27 protein-coding genes are annotated in these 25,052 nt (G+C 70.0%); 15 read left to right on the forward strand and 12 right to left on the reverse strand.

Translation table 11 applies throughout. The annotated features are described in order from the left end of the window. Window positions 1-72 precede the first annotated feature (72 nt). From EAS64_RS19740 to EAS64_RS19760, 5 genes are all read right to left on the reverse strand, one after another. Window positions 73-777: a glycosyltransferase family 2 protein gene (locus EAS64_RS19740; protein ID WP_145854682.1), complete on the reverse strand. Its 705-nt coding sequence runs from the start codon at window positions 775-777 to the stop codon at window positions 73-75. Beyond that, window positions 774-1,382, reverse strand: coding sequence for an SAM-dependent methyltransferase (locus tag EAS64_RS19745; RefSeq protein ID WP_145854684.1), 609 nt, complete (start codon window positions 1,380-1,382; stop codon window positions 774-776). Before EAS64_RS19745 ends, EAS64_RS19740 begins: the two co-directional genes overlap by 4 nt. A 37-nt stretch (window positions 1,383-1,419) precedes the next feature. Beyond that, a complete protein-coding gene (locus tag EAS64_RS19750) occupies window positions 1,420-2,121 on the reverse strand; it encodes a PIG-L deacetylase family protein (protein ID WP_246115752.1) in 702 nt (233 codons plus the stop codon). Next, window positions 2,115-3,107 carry an acyl-CoA dehydrogenase family protein gene (locus tag EAS64_RS19755; protein WP_222849419.1) on the reverse strand — a complete coding sequence of 331 codons (993 nt, stop codon included), beginning with the start codon at window positions 3,105-3,107 and terminating at the stop codon, window positions 2,115-2,117. The genes EAS64_RS19750 and EAS64_RS19755 overlap by 7 nt, the downstream gene beginning before the upstream one ends. 314 nt (window positions 3,108-3,421) lie before the next feature. After that, window positions 3,422-4,321, reverse strand: coding sequence for an AraC family transcriptional regulator (locus tag EAS64_RS19760; RefSeq protein ID WP_187366029.1), 900 nt, complete (start codon window positions 4,319-4,321; stop codon window positions 3,422-3,424). Window positions 4,322-4,766: 445 nt separating this feature from the next. On the opposite strand from EAS64_RS19760, the gene EAS64_RS19765 reads away from it, so the two are divergent. Genes EAS64_RS19765 through EAS64_RS19775 form a run of 3 tightly spaced genes read left to right on the forward strand, consistent with a single transcriptional unit; the run spans window position 4,767 to window position 6,468 of the window. Then, window positions 4,767-5,186 (forward strand): phage holin family protein, encoded by a 420-nt coding sequence (locus EAS64_RS19765; RefSeq protein WP_145854688.1) that lies wholly within the window; start codon window positions 4,767-4,769, stop codon window positions 5,184-5,186. Further along, window positions 5,186-5,476 (forward strand): DUF3618 domain-containing protein, encoded by a 291-nt coding sequence (locus tag EAS64_RS19770; RefSeq protein ID WP_145854690.1) that lies wholly within the window; start codon window positions 5,186-5,188, stop codon window positions 5,474-5,476. Before EAS64_RS19765 ends, EAS64_RS19770 begins: the two co-directional genes overlap by 1 nt. Continuing rightward, on the forward strand, window positions 5,473-6,468 hold the full coding sequence (locus EAS64_RS19775; protein WP_145854692.1) for a YihY/virulence factor BrkB family protein: 996 nt from the start codon (window positions 5,473-5,475) through the stop codon (window positions 6,466-6,468). Before EAS64_RS19770 ends, EAS64_RS19775 begins: the two co-directional genes overlap by 4 nt. A 129-nt stretch (window positions 6,469-6,597) precedes the next feature. Here the strand turns inward: EAS64_RS19775 and EAS64_RS19780 are convergent, their stop codons facing one another. Further along, complete coding sequence (locus EAS64_RS19780) at window positions 6,598-9,027, reverse strand: glycoside hydrolase family 2 TIM barrel-domain containing protein (RefSeq protein WP_145854694.1); 2,430 nt, start codon at window positions 9,025-9,027, stop codon at window positions 6,598-6,600. A 100-nt stretch (window positions 9,028-9,127) separates the two neighbouring features. On the opposite strand from EAS64_RS19780, the gene EAS64_RS19785 reads away from it, so the two are divergent. Then, entirely contained in the window at window positions 9,128-10,102 is a 975-nt protein-coding gene (locus EAS64_RS19785; RefSeq protein WP_145854696.1) for a LacI family DNA-binding transcriptional regulator, read from the forward strand. A gap of 58 nt (window positions 10,103-10,160) precedes the next feature. Here EAS64_RS19785 and EAS64_RS19790 read toward each other — a convergent pair whose 3' ends face one another. Then, window positions 10,161-10,517: a hypothetical protein gene (locus EAS64_RS19790; RefSeq protein ID WP_145854698.1), complete on the reverse strand. Its 357-nt coding sequence runs from the start codon at window positions 10,515-10,517 to the stop codon at window positions 10,161-10,163. A 697-nt stretch (window positions 10,518-11,214) separates the two neighbouring features. Here EAS64_RS19790 and EAS64_RS19795 point away from each other — a divergent pair. Continuing rightward, window positions 11,215-12,651 carry an ABC transporter substrate-binding protein gene (locus EAS64_RS19795; RefSeq protein WP_187366030.1) on the forward strand — a complete coding sequence of 479 codons (1,437 nt, stop codon included), beginning with the start codon at window positions 11,215-11,217 and terminating at the stop codon, window positions 12,649-12,651. A 177-nt stretch (window positions 12,652-12,828) separates the two neighbouring features. Here EAS64_RS19795 and EAS64_RS19800 read toward each other — a convergent pair whose 3' ends face one another. Then, window positions 12,829-13,353: a protease pro-enzyme activation domain-containing protein gene (locus EAS64_RS19800; protein WP_145854702.1), complete on the reverse strand. Its 525-nt coding sequence runs from the start codon at window positions 13,351-13,353 to the stop codon at window positions 12,829-12,831. Between the two features lie 309 nt (window positions 13,354-13,662). Between EAS64_RS19800 and EAS64_RS19810 the strand changes: the two genes are divergently transcribed. The 3 genes from EAS64_RS19810 to EAS64_RS19820 are packed head-to-tail and all read left to right on the forward strand — an operon-like array spanning window position 13,663 to window position 16,310. Further along, on the forward strand, window positions 13,663-14,046 hold the full coding sequence (locus tag EAS64_RS19810; RefSeq protein ID WP_145854705.1) for a cupin domain-containing protein: 384 nt from the start codon (window positions 13,663-13,665) through the stop codon (window positions 14,044-14,046). Further along, a complete protein-coding gene (locus tag EAS64_RS19815) occupies window positions 14,043-14,468 on the forward strand; it encodes a hypothetical protein (protein ID WP_145854707.1) in 426 nt (141 codons plus the stop codon). The genes EAS64_RS19810 and EAS64_RS19815 overlap by 4 nt, the downstream gene beginning before the upstream one ends. Before the next feature lie 39 nt (window positions 14,469-14,507). Continuing rightward, window positions 14,508-16,310, forward strand: coding sequence for a hypothetical protein (locus tag EAS64_RS19820; RefSeq protein ID WP_145854709.1), 1,803 nt, complete (start codon window positions 14,508-14,510; stop codon window positions 16,308-16,310). 19 nt (window positions 16,311-16,329) lie between these two features. Here the strand turns inward: EAS64_RS19820 and EAS64_RS19825 are convergent, their stop codons facing one another. Beyond that, complete coding sequence (locus EAS64_RS19825; RefSeq protein ID WP_145854711.1) at window positions 16,330-16,794, reverse strand: group II truncated hemoglobin; 465 nt, start codon at window positions 16,792-16,794, stop codon at window positions 16,330-16,332. A 149-nt stretch (window positions 16,795-16,943) separates the two neighbouring features. Here EAS64_RS19825 and EAS64_RS19830 point away from each other — a divergent pair, with 149 nt between their 5' ends. Next, the gene (locus tag EAS64_RS19830; RefSeq protein ID WP_246115753.1) at window positions 16,944-17,738 is read left to right on the forward strand and encodes a sulfite exporter TauE/SafE family protein; all 795 of its coding nucleotides are present in this window, start codon (window positions 16,944-16,946) and stop codon (window positions 17,736-17,738) included. A 32-nt stretch (window positions 17,739-17,770) separates the two neighbouring features. On the opposite strand, the gene EAS64_RS19835 is transcribed toward EAS64_RS19830, so the two are convergent. Then, window positions 17,771-18,229: a HipA domain-containing protein gene (locus EAS64_RS19835; RefSeq protein ID WP_145854713.1), complete on the reverse strand. Its 459-nt coding sequence runs from the start codon at window positions 18,227-18,229 to the stop codon at window positions 17,771-17,773. A 174-nt stretch (window positions 18,230-18,403) separates the two neighbouring features. On the opposite strand from EAS64_RS19835, the gene EAS64_RS19840 reads away from it, so the two are divergent. The 6 genes from EAS64_RS19840 to EAS64_RS19865 all read left to right on the forward strand — a co-directional run bounded on the left by EAS64_RS19840 (window position 18,404) and on the right by EAS64_RS19865 (window position 21,389). Then, window positions 18,404-18,814, forward strand: a complete 411-nt coding sequence (locus EAS64_RS19840) for a hypothetical protein (RefSeq protein WP_187366031.1) — start codon at window positions 18,404-18,406, stop codon at window positions 18,812-18,814. Further along, the gene (locus tag EAS64_RS19845; protein ID WP_145854715.1) at window positions 18,807-19,088 is read left to right on the forward strand and encodes a hypothetical protein; all 282 of its coding nucleotides are present in this window, start codon (window positions 18,807-18,809) and stop codon (window positions 19,086-19,088) included. Before EAS64_RS19840 ends, EAS64_RS19845 begins: the two co-directional genes overlap by 8 nt. A 10-nt stretch (window positions 19,089-19,098) precedes the next feature. Next, entirely contained in the window at window positions 19,099-19,752 is a 654-nt protein-coding gene (locus tag EAS64_RS19850) for an RNA polymerase sigma factor (protein WP_222849420.1), read from the forward strand. Next, window positions 19,745-19,960 carry a hypothetical protein gene (locus tag EAS64_RS19855; RefSeq protein WP_145854716.1) on the forward strand — a complete coding sequence of 72 codons (216 nt, stop codon included), beginning with the start codon at window positions 19,745-19,747 and terminating at the stop codon, window positions 19,958-19,960. Before EAS64_RS19850 ends, EAS64_RS19855 begins: the two co-directional genes overlap by 8 nt. A gap of 195 nt (window positions 19,961-20,155) precedes the next feature. Beyond that, a complete protein-coding gene (locus EAS64_RS19860; protein ID WP_145854718.1) occupies window positions 20,156-20,647 on the forward strand; it encodes a peroxiredoxin family protein in 492 nt (163 codons plus the stop codon). A gap of 19 nt (window positions 20,648-20,666) precedes the next feature. After that, window positions 20,667-21,389: a DsbA family protein gene (locus EAS64_RS19865; protein WP_145854720.1), complete on the forward strand. Its 723-nt coding sequence runs from the start codon at window positions 20,667-20,669 to the stop codon at window positions 21,387-21,389. 201 nt (window positions 21,390-21,590) lie between these two features. On the opposite strand, the gene EAS64_RS19870 is transcribed toward EAS64_RS19865, so the two are convergent. Continuing rightward, on the reverse strand, window positions 21,591-22,595 hold the full coding sequence (locus EAS64_RS19870; protein ID WP_222849421.1) for an SGNH/GDSL hydrolase family protein: 1,005 nt from the start codon (window positions 22,593-22,595) through the stop codon (window positions 21,591-21,593). A 114-nt stretch (window positions 22,596-22,709) separates the two neighbouring features. Further along, window positions 22,710-25,010, reverse strand: a complete 2,301-nt coding sequence (locus EAS64_RS19875; protein WP_145854721.1) for an MMPL family transporter — start codon at window positions 25,008-25,010, stop codon at window positions 22,710-22,712. Window positions 25,011-25,052 lie beyond the last annotated feature (42 nt).

A 25,052-nucleotide genomic window follows, 5' to 3' on the forward strand; every position in this document is an offset into this window, starting at 1 on the left:
GTGCCAGCCGGGTTCGGTCAGGTGCGGGACGGGTTCGGCGCAGACCCCCGCCCGGTGATCAGGGTTGCCCGGTCATGCCGAGGCGGCGTCCTGCCCGGCATCCAGTTCCGCGAGGTAGCTGCTGAACCCGTGCGGGGCGCGGGCCGTGCGCCGGGCTGAGGTGATCACGGTGAGCGTGCGGGTGCGGTGGACACGGCTGCCGCTGGCGGCCAGCGCGGCGACCAGGGCGTGGTCTTCCGCCGTAGGCTTGTCGGTGAACCCGCCGGCGCGCAGGTACGCAGCGGCCCGGAAGCCGAGGTTGGCGCCGTGTACGTGAGAGTGCGGGCCTGTCCCCGCGGCGTACCGCTTCTGGTACAGCGCACGGGTGGCGGGCTGGTAGCCGGACCAGTCGGTTATCCGGATGGTCCCCGCCACCGCGTCCCATCCCCGGTTCGCGTAGCGGACCTGCCGGCGGAGCCAGCAGGCTGGAACGAGGGTGTCAGCGTCCGTGTTAGCCAGCCAGACGTCTGCCGGGTCCAGGTGCCGGGTGCGGCGCAGCACCTCCCGGACGCCGGCCGCCCGCGCCGCGCCTGCGCTGCGGGCGGCGATCGTGACCACGGTCGCCCCACTGCGCTGCGCGACCTGGACGGTTCTGTCGCGGCACGCGTCGGCGACCACGACCAGGTGAACCGGCGTGCCGTGCAGCGCCCGCGCCGCGCGCCGCAGGCTGGCCAGGCAGAAGGGCAGCTGGTCCTGCTCGTTGTGCGCCGGGACGATCACGCCGACGGAGCGGATCACGCGATCCCGCCCGTCTGGGCGACGGACCGCAGGTCGCCGTCGGCATGGGTGTATACCTCGGCGGTGAAGTCAGGATCGCGGTAGCGCGCCAGCCGCGCCAGCCCGGCGCGTCCGGCAAGGACCTCGTGTACCTCATCGCCGGTGCGCGGGTGGTCGGGCGCGGGGTGCCGCCAGTGCACCGCGAGCAGGTGCCCGCCGGGGCGCAGCGTGCCGATGCCGAGTCGGAGCACCTCGTTCAGGTCGGCGTCGCCGAAGTAATAGAGAAGCTCGGAGAAGACGATCAGGTCGAACGACTGCTGCGGCCACTCATGGGGAATCACCCGCCTCTCGACTTGGACGCCCGCCAGGCCGGCGGTGTTTGCCCGTGCGGAAGCGACGGCTTCGGGAACCGCGTCGCAGGCAAGCAGCCGGCCGCACCGTGCCGCGAGCTGCGCGCTGAGTATCCCGATCGAGCAGCCAGGCTCGAAGGCGGCGGCGTACCGTTCCGCGGGCAGCAGGGCGAGGCTGAGGGCGTACTTGCGTGCTTCGTACCAGCGTTCCGCCAGCCCCCAGGGATCGGCCGAGGCCGCGTAGCAGTCGCGGAAGTAGCCCGTATCGAGAGTCACGGCAGCAGGACCTCCATGGCGCGGGTGAAGTGAGCGATCATGCCCGGGGCAAGCACGGGCCCGAGGCCGTGGCCTCTGTCTTCTGTCTGGCTGGCGAAGCGGCTGATGGCCGCGCGTTTCTTTGCCGCGGTCTGCGGCGGCAGCGGGATCCGCAGCGCGCGGTCCCAGGGCACCCGGGGATCACCGGGGAGGCCCAGTGCCACATCCACACGGGGAAGCAGTGGAAGGCTCCTGTCGCGGCCAGGCGCGCGGCCCGGCTGGCTGCCGCGTGATCGGGGTGCATGTCGCCGTCCCACGGGGCCAGGCACAGGTCGAAGCCCTCGGCGAGCGGGGCGAGCGCCGCCGCGAGATCGTCCTCGCGGCGGGCGACGCGGCTGTCCGGCAGGCCGAGCCGGATCACCTCGGTCGCCCGTGCGCCGAGGGCACGCAGCGCCGCGGTCGTTTCCGCGGTCCGCCGCTTGGCGAGCACCGCGGGGGATGAATATCCCTGATGGGAACGTTCGCCGTCGGTCACCGCCACCAGCCGCAGCCGCGCCCGCGACGCCGCCAGCATCGAGATGAGCCCGCCGGCGCCGAGCACCTCGTCATCCGGGTGCGCGGCCACGATCACGGCACTCGTCACGCCCGCCAGCGCCTGGAGTCCGGAAGCAGGAAGGGTGCTCAGCCATGGCCAGGCACGCCAGGACCGCTCGTCGGTGCCAGGCGCGTCAATCGGGTGCGGGCCGGTGCGCCTCACCACCCGGCACCGCATTCAGCGATCAGTTCGCCCAGCCGCGCCAGGTCGCGTTCCGCGTGGTGCTGGCGCAAGTAGACCGTGAGGTCGGCGACCGCGCGCGAGTGAGCCTCGTCGTGGCCGAGCGGCGCGGCGCCGAGCGCTCTGCCCGTTCTGGCCAGCACGTCGGTGGCGACCGCCTCGGTCAGCGCCCGTACCCGCAGGGCGCGCAGCGGTCCGTCGCCGCGCAGGTCCTCGGGATCGGCGTCTATCTCGCGGGCCGCGGTCGCGAGCGCGGCCCATGCCGTCCGCAGCCCGATATCGACGGCCCCCAAGTGGGCCAGGGCATGCGGGCCAACATCGCGTTTGGTGGCGGCACCCAGCAGCGCCCGTGCCACGCCGCGTGCCCCGCCGTACCAGCAGGCCGCCACTCCGACGCCGCCATGGCTGAACCCGGGCCTTTCCGTGTAGCAATCTGGCGGGCCGACCGGATCCGCGACCACCCAGGGGAAGCCCACGTCGAGCGTGTCGCTGCCCGCCATCCCCGTCGCGGGCCAGGTACCATCGCGGGGCTGAAGTTCCGCCACGCGCACGGCAAACAGCCGCTGCCCATCGGCGGCGGCCGCGGTGACCAGTGCATGCGTGCAAATCCGCGCCCCCGAGCAGTACTGCTTCGTGCCGCGCAGCACCCAGGTGCCGCCCCCGCACGGCTCGGCCGTCACATTCGGACCCGGCGGGTTCGCCGCCCACACGCCCCACCGGCTGCCCGGCTGGGGGGACGGTCCGCCGAGTTCAGCCAGGATCGCGATCGCATCGGCGTGCCCCTCTCCGAGCCTTGCCAGCGACAGGTCCTCCCCGGCGAGGTCGGCGAGCGCGGACAGGCGTTCCAGGGTGGCGCCGGAGCCGGGAAGCGGAAGGTCGACCCTGCCCGACTCGACGGCCGTGCTGAACGCCCGGGCCGTTTCTTGCCACGGCGACAGGTCTCTGCTGCCATGTCCCCGGTGGTCTTTCATGAGCCGAGCGGTCCTTTCTTCACCTTCTGCCGGACCCTCGCGCGGATCGCCGCGATGTCAGTGGTGAAGGTGCCTTCAGGCATGTCTTGTCCCCCAAGGTCGGACCCATAACGGTTGACCACGGCTACCCCACAGCGGCGTGATTAATGCCAGCCGCAGTGAACCGCAGTGACTGATCCGGGGACTGCAGTCGCTGCAGCCAGCGCACAACGAGCCATTCGGCCTCACCCTGCGCCCGCTAACGGAGCCGTTGGTCCGGTCGACGACGGCCCGTCTCCTGGGTTGATCCAGTCACCCTGGTCTTTGCGGTCTTTTCAATTGCCAAGGGTGAGGCTGGGCGGCACGCCGAACCGCCGCTGGTAGGCGACGGTGAACTGCCCGATGGTGGTCCACCCCCAGCGGCGTGCCACGCCTTCCACTGTGATGCCGCTGGACGGGTCGGCCTGGGCGAGGTCGTGGTGCGCGCGTTCCAGCCGGATTCGCCGGAGGTATCCCTCGGCCGTGGTGCCGAAATGCCGCTGGAATGCGTACTCTAGCGCGAAGACGGACACGTCAGCCGCCGCGGCGATCTCCTGGACCGTAACAGGCTCGCCGGCCCGGGCAGCGATGAACGCCGCTGCCCGGTTGACGGCGGCCGCCGCTACCCACCCCGGGCCGGGCAGATAACCGGCGGTCATGGTGGTGTTAGGAAAAACCTTCAGCATCGCGCCGGCCGCCAGCCGGGTTAGCTCCTGAACGACCAGCGGATGGATTTCGGTGATCGCTGAGGCGGCGACCTGATCGCAGATGAAATCCACGGTTGTGCCGAATCTCTGCCCGAGGGACGCGGAAAGCGGTGTCATCGCTTCGAACCGCAGGCCCGCCGCCGGCAGCCCGGTCATCTCCTCGGCCAGCGCCCCGGCGGCCGCCAGCGGGACCTGCAGGAGGGAATACTCGCTATCGTGCGACTCGAAAGTGAACGGCGCCTGCGGCGGGTGCAGGAACGCGTCCCCGGGCGCAGTCAGCGCCTCGGCACCGCTGGACATCAGCGCGCCGGTCCCGGCCACCGTGATACCCGCCAGCAATCGGTCGAGCGGATCAACCAGCGCCCGGTATTCGAAGCCGCGGTACCTCGCCTGCCCCGCACCCAGGCCGCCGGCGATGGCAATCCGGACGCCGGCATCGACCGTGCCCGGATCCGCGCAACGGAACCACGGCTGGTGCTGAACAAACATCTGACTGATCTCAGCCATTACATCCATGTGCCCGGTCGCTAGCTCAACCCGCTGCACTGGCACCCGGCCGGCTGGATTCCCTTCCGGCATTCGTACACCCCCCAGAAGCGCGGCCTGTTCGCGAATCACCATGCGTCACAGGGATATTACGCCGCTAAGTCGGGAGACTGGGCATTTCGCACCCTACGGCCGCCAAGCGAGCTGGATCGCAGAGCCTAGTTTGCCCTTGTCATGGGCATCACAAAAGTTCCCAAATGCATATCGGAGCCGTAATACCGGCGAAAGACGCTAAACCTACAAAGAGGCTAAATGCCCCTATAGGGTTCCTGCTGCCCCGCCGATGTCGGCTTCGCGAGCCAGGTGAAACACGCACCCGTTCTGCGTGCGTTAGAAGGCCACCTGCCGGGGTACCCGGTTGTTTCATGCGAGCGGGAGGAGGGGCGTGATGAGTCAAGCGGATGGCGTCGGCCAGGCGGCTACCGGCGAGCGGTCGACTGGCGAGCTGGTCGAGCAGGTTGCCGAGCAAGTCTCCATGCTGGTGCGGGATGAGCTTCAGCTGGCCCGGCTGGAGGTGACCCGCAAGGGCAAGCAGGCGGGCACGGGCATCGGCATGATCGGCGGCGGCGGACTAGTCGCGGCCTACGGCGTGGGCTGCCTGATTGCTTGCGCGATCATCGGCATCAGTCACGTCCTGGCGGCGTGGCTGGCGGCGCTGATAGTCGGCGCTGCGTTGCTCGCCATCGCAGGTCTGGCGGCTATGGCCGGCAGGGGCCGGCTGCGGACTGCCACGCCGCCGGTGCCCAGCGAGGCAGTCGACAGCGTCAAGGCGGATATCGAGGAAGTCAGGGAAAAGGTGCGACGGTAATGGGCGACGAAGCTCAGCAGCTCAAGGAAGAGATAGTGCGCACTCGGGAGCACCTAGGGGAAACGGTCGACCAGCTGGTCGCCAAGGCGGACCTGAAAAGCAGGGCGCAGGCACAGGCCGCCGAGCTGACCGGGCGGGCCAGGAACGCCGGCGCGGACGCCGCGGCGAAGGTGCGCGAGCAGGTCACGGCTACGCGGGCCAAGACCGGCACCGCTCCGTGGATGATGGCCGCTGGGGCGGTGGTGCTCGCCGTTGCTGCCCTGGTCGTCTGGCAACGGAGAACGCGATGAGGAAACCCGCGTTCAAGACCGTGACGGGCGATGAGCCGGCCATCCCGCCGCAGTCCCAGGTGGAAGGCGGTCCGGAAACTCCGCTCGAGCTCGGCGAAACGGGCTGGCGGCACGTCTCGCGTCGGGCATTCAAGCAGTTCAAGACCGACCGGTGCACCACCACGGCGGGGAGCCTGGCCTACCACTGGTTCCTGGCCCTGTTCCCGGCCGTGATCGCGTTGCTCGGCCTGACCAGCGTGCTGCACCTGGGCGGCGGTACCGTGACCCGGCTGATCAACGGCGTCGACAAGGCCCTGCCACCGGGCGCCTCCACTGTCTTCAGCCAGGCCGTCCAGTCAGCGACCACCCGGACGTCCGGTGGTTCGCTCACGGCCCTGGTCATCGGCATCGTCATCGCTCTGTGGAGCTCGTCGGCGGCCATGACCGCGCTGCAGACCGGTCTGGACATCGCCTACGACGTGCCGGCAGACCGCAAGTTCTTGGGCAAGCGGCTTTTCGCCCTTCCGCTGATGCTGGCCACGGTGCTGCTGGGCGGAGCCGCCGCCGCGTTGCTGGTGTTCGGCGCGCCGATCGGGGCCAGCATCCAGTCGCTCGCCCCGATCGCCGGAACGGCATTCGTCATCGCGTGGACCGCGATCCGCTGGGTAGTCACGATCATCGCGATCACGATGCTGTTCTCCGTCTACTACTACATAGGCCCGAACCGGGCCATCCCCCGCTGGCGATGGGTCAGCCCCGGCGGCCTGGTCGGCACAGTTATCTTCCTGGCCGCGTCGCTGGGCTTCTCGTTCTACGTGTCGAAGTTCGGGAGCTACGGCAAGACCTACGGCGCCTTCGCCGGCGTCGCCATCTTGATCTTCTGGCTGTACCTGACCGGAATCGCGATCCTGCTCGGCGCCGAGATCAATGCCGAAGCCGAACGTGAGGCGGGTGTCCAGGCGGGGAACCGGGAAGCAATCGCGGGTGCGAATAAGCTGGACAGTGGCACCTGAAACACTTGCCGGGCTTGTCTGCCGTGTAGAGCAGGTTGCCGCCGCCCCAGAAGGTCGGGGAATGGCTGCTCCACCCGGACGGCGGCAACCAGGGCTGCATCGGCGCCATCGGCTCGCGGACGTCGGCCGTCATTCGGCGGTGACGATGCTCTCGGCTGGCTCGCACTCGGCCGCGGTGGCGGTCAGCCGGATCTTGCCGGCGCCGGTGGCGCGCAGCACGGCGAGGGCCCTGCCGTCGTAGGTGCGGTGCTCGGTCGCGTCGAATCGCTCCTCCGTGGAGGGGTTGGCACTGCCGAAGCCGAGCAGGACCCCCGGCCCGGTGACCTCGATCCCCACCGGCCGGTCGGCAATGGTGTAGCGGGTGCCGGCTGCGTCGGTGAGGATGAGGGCGACGTACGCGAGGTCGCCGGCGCTGATGACCTGCCGGTCGGTCTCGGCGCGGAGCCGCACCGGACCGGTGGCTGACCGCACGGTGTGGCGGCCGGTTTCGGTGCCGCCGGTGTAGGCGACGGCGAAGAGCTCGCCCGGCTGGTAGACCGTCTCGAACTCGGCGCGGAACCGGTGGCTGTCCCCGGCCGGCTTGCGGCCCAGCGACCGGCCGTTGAGGAAGAGTTCCACCTCGTCGGCGTCGCTGTAGACCTCGACGGTGACCGGCGCTCCTTCCGATCCCGGCCAGGTCCAGCTGGCGATGGAGTCGCTCCACGCCCATGGTGTCCCGGTCCAGGTCTTGCCGTGGTGCTCGGGTCGCCGGACGGCCAGGTAGGGCTGGTCGCGCAGGCCGAAGACGATCTGCCGGTAGTAGGAAGCCGGCCGGCGGTGCCCGGTGATGTCGATGTCGCCGCAGCCCGCGAGCAGCCACGGGTACGGAGCCGCGAAGCCGGGCTGCGTGCCGTCGGCGGTCGCGTACTGCGGGCGGCCGATGCCGGCTTCGCCGAGGTAGTCCCAGCCGGTCCAGGTGAAGTCGCCGATGACGTTGGGATACTGCTTGACCAGCCGCCAGTTGCCGTCGATGCGGGTGGGGAAGGTCTCGCTGCCGACGATGATCCGGTTGGGGAACAGGTCCCGGTCCAGGGCGTACCGCGCCTCGGCGTAGTTGATGCCGGCGATGTCGAGCACGCTGAACGACTCGGCCGTCCGCCGGGTCACCAGGTCGGAGGAGCTGACCGCGTTCATCATGTCGCCGGGGTCGGCCATGCGGGTGTTGATGCCGGCCTCATCGCTGGGCTGGGAGCGCAGCGCGGCCAGGTCGTCGAGCACGGCGAGCATGCCGTTGACCGCGTTGGTGACGTAGCGCGTGCCGTCAAGGCTGCGGACCTTCTCGGCGAGCCTGCGTCCCCAGGCCGCCCCAGCAGGCGTTCCAGTCTCCGGGATCTCGTTGCCGATCGAGTAGGCGATGACGCTGGGGTGGTTGACGTCCTTGGCGACCATCGCGTCGATGTCGCGTTCCCACCACTGCGGGAAGTTCAGGTGATAGTCGAAGTCGCTCTTGGCCGAGGTCCACACGTCGAACGCCTCGTCCATCACCAGCATCCCGAGGCGGTCGCAGGCATCAAGCATCGCGGTGCTCATCGGGTGGTGGGCCATCCGGATCGCGTTGAAGCCAGCGTCCTTGAGTATCTGCACGCGGCGCTCCTCGGCGCGGGCGAAGGTCGCCGCGCCGAGGACCCCGTTGTCGTGGTGGACGCAGGCGCCGCGCAGCTTGACCGTCTCGCCGTTGATCCGCAGGCCGTGGTCGGGGTCGAGCCGCAGCGAGCGGATGCCGAAGGTGACCGTCTCCGCGTCTGCCTCGCCGTCATCCTCAGTCAGGGTCACCCGGGCCGAGTAGAGGGCGGGCGAGTCGGGCCTCCATAGCGCCGGCGTGCGGACGTACAGGCGCTGCCGCGCGATGGCCGGCTCACCGGGCAGCACCGAGACCTGGCAGGCGTCAGTCGCGACGAGGTTCCCGGCGGCGTCACGGATCTCGGTGAGCAGGCGTGGCGTCCTGATCGCGATCGAGTCGTTCTCCACTGTGGTCGCGATCTCCACGACCGCCCGTTCCGTGTCGGTGTCTGGCGTGGTGACGCGGACCCCGCCGGGCCCGACCCGCACCAGGGGGCCGGTCAGCAGCCAGGTGTCACGGTAGATTCCGGCGCCGGTGTACCAGCGGCTGTCCCGGTGCGCCCGCGCCTCGACGCGGATATCGTTATCCGCGCCGAACCGCAGGAAACGGCCCGCGTCAACACGGAACAGCGAGTACCCGTAGGGGCGCTGCCCCGCGTAGTCCCCGTTGACGTAAACCATCGCGTCCCGGTACACGGCCTCGAACTCAACAAGCACCCGCCTGCACCGGTGCTCCTCCGGCACGAAGAACGTCTTGCGGTACTCCCAGGTGCCGCCAGGGAAGTAGGCGCTGGCGCCTCCCTCCAGGCTGCCGCCGTCCGGCGCGAAGCGCTGCTGCCCGATCATCGCGTCGTGCGGCAGCGTCACCAGCCGCCACGGCGCCCCGCCGCGGCCAAGCTCCGCGAAGGAGCTGACCTTGGGCCGGAACTCCCAGCCACCATTGAAAGACTCGCGGATCATCAAACCTCCGGCCAGGTAATGCGCTTTACCAATACGTACCATGCCAGGCACTACCCTGTGAAGGTCGGCAGAGTCGGCATTTCCCCGGGACGAGAGGGCCATGACGCGACCCGCGAAGCGCATCACCAGCGTAGACGTCGCGCGCGCGGCCGGCGTCTCGCAGACCACCGTGAGCTTCGTCCTCAACGACAAGCCCGGGCACTCGATCCCGGAAGCGACCCGGCTGCGGATCCTCGAGGTCGCCAGGCAGCTGGACTACCGGCCGCACGGCTCCGCCCGCGCCCTGGCCGCGGGACGCAGCGACATCGTCCTGCTGTCCGTTCCAGACCTGCCCATCGGCGGCGCCATCAGCCGCTTCATCGAGGAAATGGCCGCCGCGCTCGCTGACCAGGGCCTGGCGCTCGTCACCCACCTGGCCGGAGCGCACGGCCGTCCCCTGGCAGATGTCTGCGCGATGGTGAACGCCACGGTGGTGATCGGCTTTACGTCCTTCGACGAGGACACCGTGCAGGCGCTGTACCGGGCAGGCGCCGACGTCGTCCTCCCGTCTCACTTCAGTCATGATGAGGCGGGGCGTCCGGTCGGGCACCTGCAGGCCGAGTACCTGATCGGCCGCGGACACCGGCGCATCGGATACGCCATGCCCGCGCACCCCGGCCTGCGGGAGATGGCAGAAGACCGGCTCGCGGGCGTCACGGACGCGTGTGCCGGCGCAGGCATCGAGCCGCCGGTCGTGCTCAGCACAAGCCTCGAGATTGCGGCCGCAGCGGCAGCCGTGGGGGTGTGGACCAGCCAGTCCGTCACGGCGGTGTGCGCCTTCAATGACGAGACCGCGATCGCGCTGCTGGCCGGCCTGCGGGTGCAGGGTCTCGCCGCTCCCGCGCACCTCGCCGTCATCGGAGTCGATGACATCCCCACTGCGCGCCTGGCTGCTCCGCCGCTCACCACAATCGCTTTCGACCTGCGCGAGGCCGGCCGAGGGCGGGCGGAGATGATCATGGCCAGCCTGGCGGGCCGCGAACCCGATGGTGCCGGCCAGCAGCACTGGAAGCTCGTAGCGCGCGCATCCGCCTGAGCTGCAGGACGCGTGCAGGCCCGCGACCCAGATACGCGGGGGACCGGGCAGCGACGGCTCAGCTCGCTGACGCCAGGGTGGCGGCGACGGCTTCGGGATCCGCGCAGCCGACGATCCACTCATCCCACGGGGCATCCGCCAAGCGCACCCGCACGCCGCGCGGCGTATCGCCATGGACCGCGATGAACATCTTCTCGCCGTGGCCGCGGACAGTGGCCACCGTGGCCACGCCGGGGACGCGCATCCCGACCTTGAACCCGACCCCGATCCCGGTCCAGCCGTGGGTGTCATCGAGCACCTCGACACCCCGAACCGCCGACAGCGGCACGCGAAGGTCGCCGTGGACTGCCTCGGCCTTCTCCGCGCCCGAGAGGTGAAGCACCAGTTCGGCGCCTTCCAGTTGCAGTTCTGCCACGTCAGGCTCCTCGCGTCTGGTGGGTCAAGCGTAGGACTGAAACTTCCCCGTGCAACAGGGAGAAGCTGCCCGGAAGCTCACCGATCCGGTCGGCGCCTGACACGAGCATGCTCCGGCCCGGAACCGTTCACGGTTTGTGGCGAGACGCCTTGGACGCGGGGCCAGACCGGGTACTCGGCATCTTGGTATCGGACGCCGCAGAGGCCGCTACGAAGCGGCCAGCCCTGACGACGCCTGGCGCCGGATCAGCGCCTTCTTCGACGGGCATCTGGCCGCCGGCGAGCGCCCTGAGGCCGGTTGACGAACCCGAGAAGATGGATGACCAGTCGGTCCAAGATCTGATCGGCGTCCAGGCCTCGTGCAACAAGAAGCAGGCAACTGGCCCGGTAAGCGCCGAAGCCACGGGGCCTCTACCATCGACCTTCATGTAAAGTTTTACATCCTTAACCGTGCCCGCGGCAGTCGGTAACGTTTAGATTTCCCCTGCGTGTCGGGCATTTAAGCAGCCGCATCTCGGTGCTGCGAGGTCAACTGGCCTGCATGCGGACTGCGGCACAGCTGACGGGTCTTGTCGCGGTTCCGCTGGACAGCACGCTCTCTTTATTTTTACTGACCGCCCGGTATATCGTGCCTTCGGGCGTGGGCACGGTATACCGGGCCGAGCTCACAGGCAATGAAGTCCATGGAGGACACAACAGTGAGACCTGGTAACGAACAGTCGGCCCGTGGTGGCGTCGGACCTAGGACACGGAGGCGCGCTCGCCTCGCCGGGCTGATCGCGGTGACCGCGGCGGCCTTGCTCGCGGCGGGCTGCAGCTCTGCCAGCAGCACCAGCAGCGCACCGGCTTCGTCGTCGGCCCCCGCCTCAGCGTCCGCCCCGGCCTCGTCGTCGGCTGCGCCGACCGGGACGGTCCCGGCAAGCGACGTCGGGATCACCGGCACCACCATCAAGGTGGGCCTGATCGCCGACGTGAACAACCCGCTCGTCCCCGGGCTGTTCCAGCTGGCGGTGAACGCGGTGAACTCGTGGGCGAAGGATGTCAACGCCTCAGGCGGCCTGGACGGGCGACAGGTCGTGGTCGACTTCTGCGACTCCAAGCTCGACCCGAACGCAACGTCCAGCTGTGTCATCAAGGCCTGCCAGAACGACTTCGCGCTGGTCGGGACCTCCGCCAACGCGCTTGAGGACCTCTCCGACCTCGACGGCTGCAAGAATGCTGCGGGCAAGGCGGTCGGCCTGCCCGACCTGGCCGCGTTCGCGTTCCCGCCGCTGTCCTGCGACCCGGACACCTACATGATCGGGGGCCTCGGCAGCTACTGCTCCACCGCGAAGGACAACCCGCAGACGTACAAGGTGCCGGTCGGCGATGCCCGCTACCTGACGGCGCACAACCCGGGCCTGCACGGCATCTGGCTCTACGACAGCGACGACCCGACGTTCAAGATCACCCAGACGCCGGTGTTCCAGGGGGAGAGCAACCTCGGCATCAAGGCGGACGGCCAGAAGTTCTACGCGGTCAGCGGCGCGGTGCCGCAGAGCGCGCTCACCCCGTTCATCCAGCAGATCAAGGCCGCGGGATCCACGTTCGTTTACGACGACGTGACCAGCCAGAGCATGGTGCTGCTGCGCAAGGAGGCCGCGCTGCAGGGCGTCAGCTCGGTCAAGGTCTGGGAGTGCAACTCCGGCTGCTACGACCCGACCTTCGTCCAGCAGGGCGGAGCGGCCGTGAACGGCACCTACGCGAGCCTGCTCGACCTGCCGTACATGACCGACTACAAGGTCAACCCGCAGCTTGACAAGCTGGTCACCGACCTCGGCGGGCTCGACAAGGTGAGCAACAACGCGATCAACTCCTACGTCATGGCCATCCTGTTCCAGGACGCCGTGAACAAGGTGGTGGCCAGCGGCCAGACGCTGGACCGCGCGTCGCTGTTCGCCGCGCTCAAGGACGAGCACTCGTTCACCGCCGACGGCATCATCGGCACGACGGACGTCGGCAACCGCCTCCCGTCCGCCTGCTCGGTGCTCGTGCAACTGCAGAACGGGCAGTGGAACCGGGTGGACCCGACCACGCCGGGCACCTTCGACTGCAACAGCTCCAACGTCGCGACGATCAAGATGAACGTCTCGTAGCACTACCGGCATGAAACAGGCGCCGCCCGCGGGACCGCCGGAAGGCGTCCCGCGGGCGGCGTAAGCCAGTCGGCGCGGCGGGGATGCCCGTGGACCTGGGCATCCCGCCGCGACGGCATCCGGTGTGGTACCGGGGCAGGCAGGCCCGATGGTTGTGGCACGAGGTCGGCTTTCCTCCTATAGCCCTGTGCTATGCGGGCTGCCGGAGGCTGGAGAGCGCAGGAACTGCGGGCGGGCCGCCGGCCGGTCATCGAGCCCGAACACCCCGGTGATGATCTCGGACAGGCGCGATGGGACCGACAGCGAGCCGGTCCGGTAGCGGTGCTGCACCTGGCCGCTGCCGCCCGGGTCCGGCGAGGTGACCGCGCTTAGCGTGGTACCGAAGGCCGACTCCATCGCGGCGATGGTCCCGCTCACCGTAAGCCGGCGCGAGGGGAGATCGGATTTGGTCACGGTGAGCCCGTATTCGCCGAGCACCTCGGCGACGAGCTGCGCGTCGCCCGGGTCGGCGCCGTACCGGTCGCCGAGCTGGGCCGGGCTGAGCGTCTCCGGTCCCGCCGCCGGCGCCGCGGGGAGCGCGGCCTTGCGCCGCAGCATCACGTTCACGGTGATGACCTGGCTTTCGTCGAGCGGCGCCGCCGGCCGCGCGCCGGGCAGTGCGGAGCGGTCGCTTCCTGATAGCGGTACGAGTGGATCTGGCATGAAAGTCCTCCTCGGTACTCCACGGCTGGGTGGTCGATGCCCGTGGCGCTACGAAACGGCCTGGGTGTCGCGGGCATGCCCACGGGCGTACCTTCCCCGTGCGCGGCGGAACACCGCGTGGCGGCCCGGCGACCAGTTCATCGGGCGCGTCCGCGGCATCGGCCAGGTGGTGCCACGGTCCGCCACCACGGACCGGGGCGCTCCCTGCCGCATGAGCGCGCTCGCGAAGGCAGTCTCGCCTGACGTCACGGTGTGACGCGCGGCCTCACGCCTATCGGGTGACAGCACCTCGATGGAAGGAGAGGGCTCATGCCTCACACGAACAAGGCGTCCGCACCGGTCGGCGTCGACATTCCGGAATTCGAAGGACGGTACGTCGACCTCGACGGCTACACCGTCGGCTTCGAGACCTACAAGGCCGACGTGGACCCGGCCGGGTTCTTCCGCGGACTGCCGGACGACCGCTGCCAGTGTCCGCACTGGGGCGTGGTGCTGACAGGAAGCATTAGCTTCCGTTTCGCCGACCGCACCGAGACCTACGCGGCCGGCGTCGCCTACTACGCGCCCGCCGGGCACACGCCGGTCCTGACGGCGGGCACCGAGGTCGTCGAGTTCAGCCCGACGGAGGCACTCAACGCGACCATGACCGTTGTGGGGGCCAACCTCGCAGCCGAAGCAGGCGCCTCATCATGACCGCCACCACTCTCACGCAGAACGAGGTCCGCGCCCACGCGCTCGCCGAGAAGCTCATCAAGTTCCTGGAGACCGGTGAGGTGCCGGACGGCCTGTTCGCCGCCGACGTGTTCTGCGACTTCACAATGCCGACCTGGCGGTTGCAGGCCAGCGGTGTCGAGGATTGTGTCGCGCTGCGGCTGGCCGGCCACCCCGGGCAAGGGACGGTGCCGCGGTGGCGGTTCGATCCGACGCCGACCGGGTTCGTCCTGGAAGTCGAGGAGGCCTGGGATTCCGGCGGCGAGCACTGGACCTGCCGCGAACTGTTCCGTGCCGACATCGGCGACGGGGGCATCACCCTGATCGCGGTCTACTGCACCGGCGACTGGGACGCGGCGCGACGGGCCGAGCACGCCAGCGCGGTGACGCTGATCCGTCCCTGACCTCGACTGCGGCCACGTGTCTGCTCCTACGCTGTATGCATGGAGGCGGTGCAGGAGCAGGACGACTCGGCATGGGAGGCGGCACGCGCCGCGCACTACGGCGACTTCGTCGCGGCGCGTGCCGCTGACGACGTCGCCGCCATGGCCGCCGCGGCGCTCGGGCTAGCGTCACTGCAGCGCTTCGGCGGCCCCGGCGGCCGAACTCCCGCCCTGCTGCACGAGGCATACCTCGCCGCCGATTCCCCGGCCACGCGAGCAAGGCTCGCCGCTGCTCTTGCCCGCTCGTGGGTCTACGGCAACGACGCGGCACGCGGCGCGTCGTTCGCCTTGGAGGCGGTCGAACTCGCCGGGGAAACCCGCGATCCGACGGTGCTGGCCGACGCTCTGGACGCACAGCTTGCGACGAGCTGGGGTCCGGATGACCTGTCCGAACGCCTGGGCATCACCGCGCGCCTGCAGGACGTCGCCGCGCACGTGGACGACTTGCGCACCCGGATGGACGCGCACCTGTGGCGGCTGACCACGGCGCTGGAGACACTCGACGTCACCGGGATGCACCGCCAGCTGGCCGCGCTCGACCTGCTCGCCGACGAGACCGGCTCGCCGACGGTGCGCTACTTCGCGATGACGCGGCGGGCGATGCACGCCACGCTCATCGGCGACCTGGGCCGCGCCCGCGAGCTGGCGGATGCCGCGTACGCTCTCGGCACGGACACCGCGATCCCTGACGCGTTTGCCGTCTACCACGAGCAGCGTGCCGAGATCGCCCGGCACGCTGACGACATCGACTTCCTCGCCGACGAGGCCCCGCTTGCCGAGGATTACGCCGTGCGGCGCGGTATCGAGTCGCTCATCGCCGAAGCAGCCGTACTGGCCTTGCAAGCCGGCGACACCGGACGCGCATCGAGGCTCGTCCAGCAGGTCGGCGGCGGTGGGTTCGGCCAGGTGCCGGCCGATGTTGACTGGCTGCTCACCGTGGCGAAGACAACCGAGGCGGCGGCCGGGCTCGGCTACGCCGACATCGCGCGCGCGGGCATGACGCTGATGGCGCCGTACGCCGGCCGTTGCGTCCTCAACGCGGGCGCCGTTGTCTGCGTCGGCGTGGTCGAGGACTACCTCTGGCGCGCCGCGGTCGTCAGCGCAGACCCACGGGCGGATGACTGGCGCGCGGCAGCCGTCGCGGCGTACCGCCGACTGGACGCGCCGTGGTGGCTGCGCCGGATGTCGGCGCCGTACGACGTCAAGCGCGGCGCGCCCGTCGCAGCGTCGCGGCCGGCAGCCAGGCGCACGGTCGAGCTGCGGCGCCTGCCGGGGCAGGCGGTGTGGTCGGTCGGTCCGGCGGGCGAGGCACGGCTGCTGCCTGACATGAAGGGACTGCACTACCTGCGCGCGCTACTGCAGCGGCCGGACGCCGAGATCACCGCGCTAGAGATGTCTGCACTGGCCGCCGGTCACGGCACGGCCGTCGCGCAGCCGGACGCGGGGGAGCGGCTTGACCGCCAGGCGCTGACGGCATACCGCAACCGGCTGCGGGAGATCGACGAGGAGCTCGACGAGGCGAAGTCGTGGAACGACCCGGCACGGGCCGAGCGCATCGAGACCGAACGCGAGGCGCTGCTCCGCGAACTCGCCGGCGCGACCGGCCTGGGCGGCCGCGCGCGCAGCATGGGCGGGACTGCCGAGCGGGCCCGGGTCGCGGTACGCAAGGCGATCGCGGCCGCGCTTGACCGTATCGGCGCCGAGGACCCGGCAACGGCCAGGCTGCTGCGCCGGGCCGTGCATACCGGCAGCGTGTGCCGGTATGAACAGGACGCGGACACCCCGATCGACTGGCTGCTGTGACGCCAGCGTCCCTGCGGAGTCAGGGCTGGTAGGGCGGGGCGACTCCCCAGCCCCAGTGCGGCACCGGGGCCTGCTCGACGACTTCGGCGCCGGGCTGGGAGTTGTGCATGGCCAGCCGGGTGCCCCATTCCAGGTAGCCGACCAGGGCGGCCCGGAACTCGGGGTCTGCGGGCAGGTCCGCGTCATCGGCGGCCAGGCTCATCAGCGAGGCGAACCGGAACCGCTGGTCGGCCGTGATGGCCAGGTCTCGGTGATGGGCCAGCATGGCGGGGTAGCCGCCGAGCCGCTCGGTGTATGCGGCGGGACCGCCGAAGACCTCGCACCACCAGGTGGTGACGTGCTCGCGGTGCTCGGCGCTGACCCCGCCGGGGAACAGCGGGCTGAGCAGGTCATCGGTCTCCACCCGATCGTAGAAGCAGCTGATCATTCGCTCGATCGCAGCCCGGCCGCCCGCCCACTCGTACAGCGTCGGAACCTCTCCCATGGGGAGACTGTAACACTGTAATCATGCCGTCCGTTCCCCTGGACTCGAGAGATGGCAATCGCCCAAACAATCGGAAACCAGCGTTTGCGTGGAGCAAATGTACTTGTCATCGCTGCTTCACCATCCAGGAAGATCGTTTACTGTGACCTGTGCTAGGTGCTGGCTGGACCCAGGCCGTCGCGCTGGCGGCCGCGTTCGCCATCGCGGTACTGGCGACGCCCGCGGGGATCTCCGGGGCGGTGCTGCTGCTGCCGTTTCAGGTCAGCGTGCTGGGCACGCCGAGCCCCGCCGTCACGCCGACCAACCTGCTCTACAACGTGGTGGCGACTCCGGGCGCGCTGTACGGGTACTGGCGGCAGGGACAGACCGGCGGCAGGCTCGCCCTAGTCCTCATCGCCGGGACACTGCCCGGCGTGATCGCCGGATCGGTCATCCGGGTGGAAGTCCTGCCCGGCGCCCGCGTCTTCGATCTCGTCGTCGCGGCCGTGCTCCTGCCACTGGGCATATGGCTGGCGCTGACACTTCCGATCCGTGCAGACGGGGAGGCAAAGAAGGCGCGCGCCGTTCCGCTGCCCGTGCTGATCCTGCTCGCGGCGGCGGTGGGCTGCGTCGGCGGGATCTACGGGATCGGCGGCGGCTCGATCCTGGCACCCGTCCTCATCGGCACCGGAAGGCCGCCCAGGCAAGTCGCTCCGGCCGCGCTGGCGTCCACCTTCGTGACCTCGGTCGCAGGAGTGATCACCTTCCTTCTCCTCTCGGTCCATCACCACGGGCAAGTCGCACCCGACTGGCCGACCGGAATCGCGCTTGGCATCGGCGGCCTGGCAGGCGCATACACCGGCGCCCGGATCCAGCGGCACCTGCCAGACACAGTGATCCGCCGGGTGATGGGCATCCTGGTCGTCGCGATCGGCGCCCGCTATCTGTGGTCGGGCCTTGGCTGAAACTAACGCTGAGGCCGGCAGCAGATCAACGGCTAAGGCTGATGGCCGCCTGTTCCGATCGCTTGTCCGGCGAGCAGGTTAGCGGCGAATCCGGCGATGTCCTGCGCGAGCCCGGGATGGGCGCGTTCGTCGGGAACTTCCGCGCTCGCTAGCTGGAGGACCAGGCTAACCGTCTCCTCGGCGAGCTCGGCGGCCGCGGCGAGCCCCCACGCACGTGCCTCTGCCACGAGGTGGCTCATGGTCAGGGCGGCGTGACGGTACTCGCCGCCGATCGCGAGTGCGACTTCGCCGTCGTTGGGCTGATGTGCCTGCGGTACGACGTCATAGGCCGGACTGAGCGTCATGGATCCGTCCGGCTGGTGGAGCAGGGAGATGTTCTTCGCGTGCATATCGAGGTTTCCGACGGCCGCGGACAGCGCGACCAGCTTGAACAGGCGTTCCAGCGAATCGCGGTCTCCGGTTGTGGCCGGCGGGCGGGCTGATTGCCACAGTGCCGTAGCTCATGTTCGTATGCGGCGTGCGGACGGCGGATTCTTACCTCAGCCGCCGGTAAGACCTCGGCCGCTCCTGACGCTAACCGCAAGTGGATGCAACCCGCTGTCGGACCGCAGTGGCCGCCTGCCAGGCGGCGCGCGCATTGACCGGCTGCCATGAGGAGGCCAGCGATGGAGACCGTTAACGATGCGGGCGCCCCTGGTGCGCTCGCCCGGGGGCGGCTGCCCCTGTTCTGCGATACCGCCCTGGCTGGGCGCATCGAGGCCGCCTTCGCCGCCTGCGGTTCCCCCGTGCAGGTCGAGCTCGCCCACCTGGCCGACCCTGCGATCGGCGCCCAGCTCACCGCGCGAGGCTACCAGCTCGAATCGTTCGAGAACGTGCTCGGCCGTGACCTCACCGGCGGGTTCCAGCCAGTGATGCCAGCCGGAGTTGAGGCCCGGCACAGCGGCGCCGATGTGGCCGCAATCGTCACCCAACCCGGGTCAAAGTCGCAGCGTAACGCCCAACGCCAGGGCTTCGACCTGCTCTATACCCGTGCCGTCCTCGTCAAGCGGTCCATGGAAGGAAACAATCATGAGTGAGGTGACGCTCATCGCGGGCGAGGCCGACCCTAGCCTGCGAGAACGGCTTGATCAGGAGAACAACGCCGTCAACGCCGCCGCCACCGGCCACCCGGACGCCCGCCTGCTGCCCATCGCGGCCCGCGGAGACTCCGGGGACCTGGACGGAGGGCGGTACGGGTGGACCTGGGGCGGGTGCGGCCGCACGCCGGGCCATCCGAACGAGTGGCGGTTACCTCGTGTTGCGACAGCGAACGCGAGAGCAGAGCTGGGCTGCGGCTGCGGCTGCCGTTAGCCTGCCGAGCGTGGAAGGTGCCAAGGTGCCCGCAGACGACCTGGACGAGGAGTCGTCGGCCTGGCTGCGTCGGCTGGGCGCGGCGGGCGGGGAGCTGCGGGCGGCCGAGTGCGAGCTGCACGCCCGGCTGGTCCGCATCGCGCTGGCCGAGGTCCGCCGCCGGGCGCCCGGCACCCCGGTGGTCGGACAGGAACTGGATGACGTCGCGCACCAGGCGGCCGATGACGCCATGGTGGCCATCTTGGCCAAGCTCGCTGACTTCCGCGGCGAGAGCAGGTTCATCACCTGGGCGTACCGGTTTGTCGTCCTTGAGGTGTCGGCCAAGCTGGGCAGGCACTACTGGCGGCATGCGCCGGTCGCGCTCGACGCGGGGCAGTGGGAGCGGCTGCCTGACCGGTTCGGTATCGATCCGGCGCGGCAGGCGGAGGCCGCGGGCGTCCTCGCCGAGGTGCGCCGGGTGGTGGAGGAGGAACTGACCGCGCACCAGCGCCGGGTCTTCGTGGCGGTCGTGGTCGACCAGGTCCCGCGCGATGCGCTGGTCGCCGAGCTTGGCCTGCGGAAGAACGCGATTTACCAGGTGGTCTTCGACGCGCGGCGTAAGATCCGCCGCGCGCTGGTCGCTAAGGGCTACCTGGAAGAGCCGGGGAGGAGCGGCGATGAGTGAGCTTGACCGGCTGGAGCGGTTCTTGCGGACCGACCCGCGCGATGTCGGCTGCGACGAGGCGATGGCCGTACTGCACGTCTACGTCGATCTGGTGGCAGCAGGCGAGGACGCAGCCGGGCATTACCCCGGGATCGCCGCCCACCTGCTGGCCTGCGGCCCGTGCAATGACGACTACACCGGGCTCCTCGCGGCGGTTGTTAACGGCTAGCACGACAGGGCAGTGAGCCGCACCCGTTCGGCGGAGTGCTCTTGAACCTTCAGCTAGTCGATGGCGGCGCGCGGCTTCGGTCTCTTACCGAGAGGGCGCGGAATTCACCGGTAAGAACCCGGGCGTGGGTGACGCGTACGTACCGGGACAGCGCCGCCTCGGTACCGTCCCCGGCCACTGCGAAGGAGAAACGCGATGCCCCTGCTCAACCCCGGCGACCCGTTCCCGCGGCTGATGATCACCACCGCGGACGGGCAAGCGCTTACCATCCCGGACGCGTTCGCCGGCGACTTCGCCGTCGTGCTGTTCTACCGGGGTTCCTGGTGCCCGTACTGCAACGCCCAGCTGCGCGCCTTCGAACGGGCCAGCCAGACCCTGGCGGGCAACGGCATCCGCGTCGCCGCCCTTTCTGTCGACGACCAGGAGACTACCGCCGCGCTGGTCGCCAAGCACGGGCTGACCTTCCCGGTCGGCTACGGCGCCGACGCCCGCGCCGTCGCGGAGCTGACCGGCGCGTTCGTCAACCCGGACCCGGTGTACCTGCAGTCCGCCGGCTTCGTGCTCGACCCCGCGGGTAACGTCGTGGTCAGCGTGTACTCAAGCGGCGCCATCGGGCGGCTCGCCCCCGACGACGTCCTCGGGCTGGTCCGCTACCTGCGAGAGCACTCGGCACCGGCGACGGCGTGACGGGACGGGAGACGGCAGCATGACGGAACCGGATGTTCACTTCTACTTCGACCCGGTGTGCCCGTTCGCCTGGATGACGAGCAAGTGGGTGCGCATGGTGGCCGCGCAGCGGGACTACACGGTCGACTGGCGGTTCATCTCGCTGCGCCTGATCAACTCCGCGGTCGACTACGACAGCCACTTCCCGGCCGGCTACGAGGAAGGGCACACGTCGGGACTGCGGCTGCTGCGGGTCGCCGCGCGGGTTAGGGCCGAGCAAGGGCGGTCCGCCGTCGGCCCGTTCTATGAGGCCGTCAGCAGCGAGATCTTCGACGCTCCCGGTGCCGCCGAGCTGACCCCCGCCACCCGCGGCAGCCGCGCCTTCCTCGAGCCGCTGCTCGCCGCGGCGCGGCTGCCCGCGGGCCTGTCCGGCGCCCTTGACGACACGCGGTGGGATGAGGAGATCCGCGCCGAAGGGGATGAGGCGCGGTCGCTGACCGGCCGGGACGTCGGCACGCCGATCATCCATTTCAGCCCGCCGGGCGGCGCGGCGTTCTTCGGCCCGGTGATCAGCAGGCTCCCCGGCCCCGACGAAGCAGTCCGGCTCTGGGACCATGTCACGGCCCTGGCCGCCTTCCCTGGCTTCGCCGAGCTCAAGCGGAGCCTGCGCGAGCGGCCCCAGCTGCACAGCTTCGGCGTGGACCCCGGCATGGCCGGAGCGGAGGAAGACTGGCACGCCGGCAGCCGCAAGACGGCATCGTAGCCCGGTGGGTCACCGGGCGCCACGGCAGCCACCGCCATCCGCTCGGGAAAATCTAAACCACGGGGTGGGCCAGCCGTCGCCCGGGTCGTCGGCTAGCAGCTCGCCTTCCGGGGCCTCCCGGCTATCCGAACGGGGGAGCGCAGCGCGCTGCGCTCCCCCGTTCGGGAGCAGGGGCACTTCCTGTGGGCCGTCCTGCTGTGGTTATCCGTTGCCCGTGACGGCACGGGTGACCGCGTCTGCCATGCCCTGCTCGCCGGCTGCGTTGGGGTGCAGCGGGGCGGCGGGGGAGGCGGGCAGTAGCGGTTCGATCCAGCGGCTGGCCGGGTCGGAGCAGGCGTCGTGGCCTACCGAGGGGCCGTAGGTGTCGACGTAGGTTGTGCCTGCGGCCTGGGCGGCTTGTCGCAGCGCGCTGTTGAGCTGTAGTGCCTCGTCGTTGAGGAACGCGACGTCGCCCTGGGTGACGCCCAGGGTGTGCCCGCACGTGCCGCCGCCGGCGGGCAGCAGGTCGGGGTAGCCGACGAGGTAAACGCGGGCGTCTGGCGCCCGGTGCCTTACCTGGGTCAGCGCGCCGGCCAGCAGCCCTGCCGCCGCCTGGATCTTCTGCCGGATCCGGTCGGCGCCGCCGGAGGTGTAGTAATCCTGGCAGGGCGTGGAACCCGCCGCGGCTTCTCCCGGGATCAGGACGGGAACCAGGTCCAGTTCCGTGCAGCGGGTGATGATCGCGGACCAGCCGATGTCGTTGCCGCCGATGCCGAGGGTGACCAGCCTGGTGGCCGTCGACAGCGGGCTCAGCTGCGCGGGGTTGCTGCCGTCGCCGGTGAGCTGCGCGCCGGACAGGTCGGCGATGGTGGCGCCGCTGCAGCTCATGTCGGTCAGGTTCAGCCGCAGGCGCTGCGCGACCAGGTAGGGGTAGCTGCTGGTGGACTGGTCGCACCCGGCGGTCGCACCGGTCTGGGCGGGAATATCGGGGCCTGCGGTGTAGGAGTCGCCGAGCGCCACGTACGAGCCCTGCAGTACCACCGCACCGGCCCGCGACGTTACCGCACCAGCCGGCGCCGTCGCGGCACCAGCCGGCGACGTAGCGACACCCGCCGCCGGCATTGCGCCGCTTGCCGTGGAGCACGCCGCAGCCGACAGCGCGATCCCGGCTACCGCAAGCGCGGTATACGCCGTCCGGCGCGTCATGAGCGTTGCCATCCTGGTCATGATCGTCTCCATCTCGTCTGCCGCTCTGGGCCGGCAGGGCGGGCCGGGCCCGCAGCACGCTGGGTGCCTGGCCGCCTTGCTGTTGATGCCGGTTTGCTGTTGATGGCGTGCGCACTACTCATTCGGGTGCCGCTCGGGTAGCCAGAGGTTTGGCGCGGTCTGCCCGGGGCCTACCAGGTAGCTGGTTTCGCCGAGCGTGCCGGTGTAGACCGCGGCGGCCGGGGCCGGCTCGGCGGCCTCGATGGCCAGGCGGGGCAGGATGCGGCCGAGCCAGCGGGGGAGGGCCCAGTTGGCGGAGCCGATGAGGTGCATCAGGGCGGGGACGAGCAGGCCGCGGATGAGCAGGGCGTCGACGAGGACGGAGAAGCCGAGGCCGAAGCCGAACTCGGCCAGTTCCCTGGCGCCGAACATGAACGAGCCGAAGACCAGGATCATGATGCCGGCCGCGGCGGCGATGACTGGGCCGCTCTTGGCCTGGCCGGTGGTGACGGCCAGGTGATTGCGCCGGGCGGCCACGGCGTCAGTGCCGCGGTTCCACTCCTCCTGGATGCGGCTGACCAGGTAGACCTCGTAGTCCATGGACAGGCCGAAGAGCACGGAGAAGATGAGGACGGGCAGGAAGGCATCGACGGGCCCCGTGCCGGACAGGTGCAGGAGCTTGCTGCCCCAGCCCCAGTTGAAAACGGCGTTCATGGCGCCGAGGGCGGCGCCGACGGACAGCAGGTTCATGACCGAGGCGACCAGCGGGATGAGCAGGCTGCGGAAGACAGCCATGAGGAGCAGGAACGCGAGGAGCACGACGACGGCGATGAAGATCGGCAGCTTGTCGGTGAGCACGTGGGCGAAGTCGATGTTGGTGGCGGTCACCCCGCCGATGTGGATGGCCAGGCTGGTGCCGTGCGCGGCCTGCGGGATGAGGTGATCGCGCAGGTTGTTCACCAGGTCGACGGTCTGCTGCGCCTGGGGACTTGTCGTGGGGTAGACGGTGGCCAGCATCACCTTCCCGTTCGGTGAGGTCACCGCCGGTGTCACCGACGCCACCCCGTGCGTGTGCGCGGCGACGCCCAGCAGATGGTCGAACGCGGTGACGTCGCGGTGCGAGCCGACCTGGGCGGCCAGTTCAAGCGGCCCGTTGAAACCGGGGCCGAACCCGTCGGCAAGCGCGGTGTAGGCCTGGTGGGTCGTCCAGTTCGCCGGGTCGGTGCTGGCGTCGGAGGTGCCAAGGCGCAGGCCGAAGATCGGCAGCGCGATCGCGATGACGGCGGCGAGCGAGGCCAGCGCGACGATGACCTTGCGGGCTTCGATCAGACGGGCCCAGCCAAACCAGAAGCCGCGCCCTGCTGGGGTCGCGTCGCGCCCTGCTGGGCTAACGTGCCGTCTGCCGGATGCCTGGCGGGCTCGTTCCCGCCGCGACAGGGCACGGGGGCCGAGGAAGCCGAGCATGGCGGGCAGGAGCGTGATGGCGGTGGCCATGGTCAGCGCGACCGCGATGGCCGCGGAGACCGACACGCCGTAAAGGAAGCTGACGCCGAGCAGGAACTGGCCGAGCAGGGCGATGCAGACGGTCAGGCCCGCAAGCAGCACGGTGCGCCCTGATGTCGCCACGGCCAGGGCCGCGGCATCGGCGTAGGACAGTCCGTCCTTGACCGCAGTGCGGTACCGGCTGATGATGAACAGCCCGTAGTCCACGCCGACGCCAAGGCCTATCAGGACGGCCAGCTCGGTGGACACGCTTGAGATGCTCATCGCGTGGCTGAGCAGGCCGATGACCGAGTTGCCGAGGACCAGCGCAAGCCCCGCGCCCAAAAGGGGCAGCAGCGACGCGATCACCGCCCCGCCGAAGATGACAAGCAGGATGACCAGCGCCGCGATCACGCCGACGCCGACGGTGAACCCAGGGCTCGGCCGTTCTGAGTTGGTGATGGCCTGGCCGCTCAGGGAGATGTGCACGTTGGCGCTGTCGGCGGTTTCCGCCGCGTTGATCAGGTTCTTGGCATCGGCCGAGGTCACCTTGTCCCCCTGCTCGGCCCAGGTCACCCGGGCAAACGCGACGGTGCCGTCCTTGCTGACCTGCGCCGCGCCCGCCTTGGTGTAGGGGCTGACGATGGACACCACCCCAGGCACCTTGGCGACCCGCGCAAGCGCCGCGCTGACCTCGGTCCGCACCGTGGCCGACTTGATGGTGGCGCCCTTGGTGGCCTGGATGACGACCTGGTCGCCCTCGCCCGACGCGGACGGGAAGTTGTGCGTCAGCAGGTTGACAGCCGCCTGCGAGTCGGTGTTCGGCAGGCTGAAGCTTCCGCCGAAGGCGCTGCCCTCGTGCGTGCTCGCCCCGATTACCGCGATCGTGGCGAGCAGCCAAAGGCCCACCACCCATTTGCGGTGCTGAAAGCACCAGCGAGCTAGCTTAGACATGGGAAAACCTCCGTGTAACGCGATGCAGGAGCGTCTTTCGCT

The organism is Trebonia kvetii (assembly GCF_007827045.1).
GTDB lineage: Bacteria > Actinomycetota > Actinomycetes > Streptosporangiales > Streptosporangiaceae > Trebonia > Trebonia kvetii.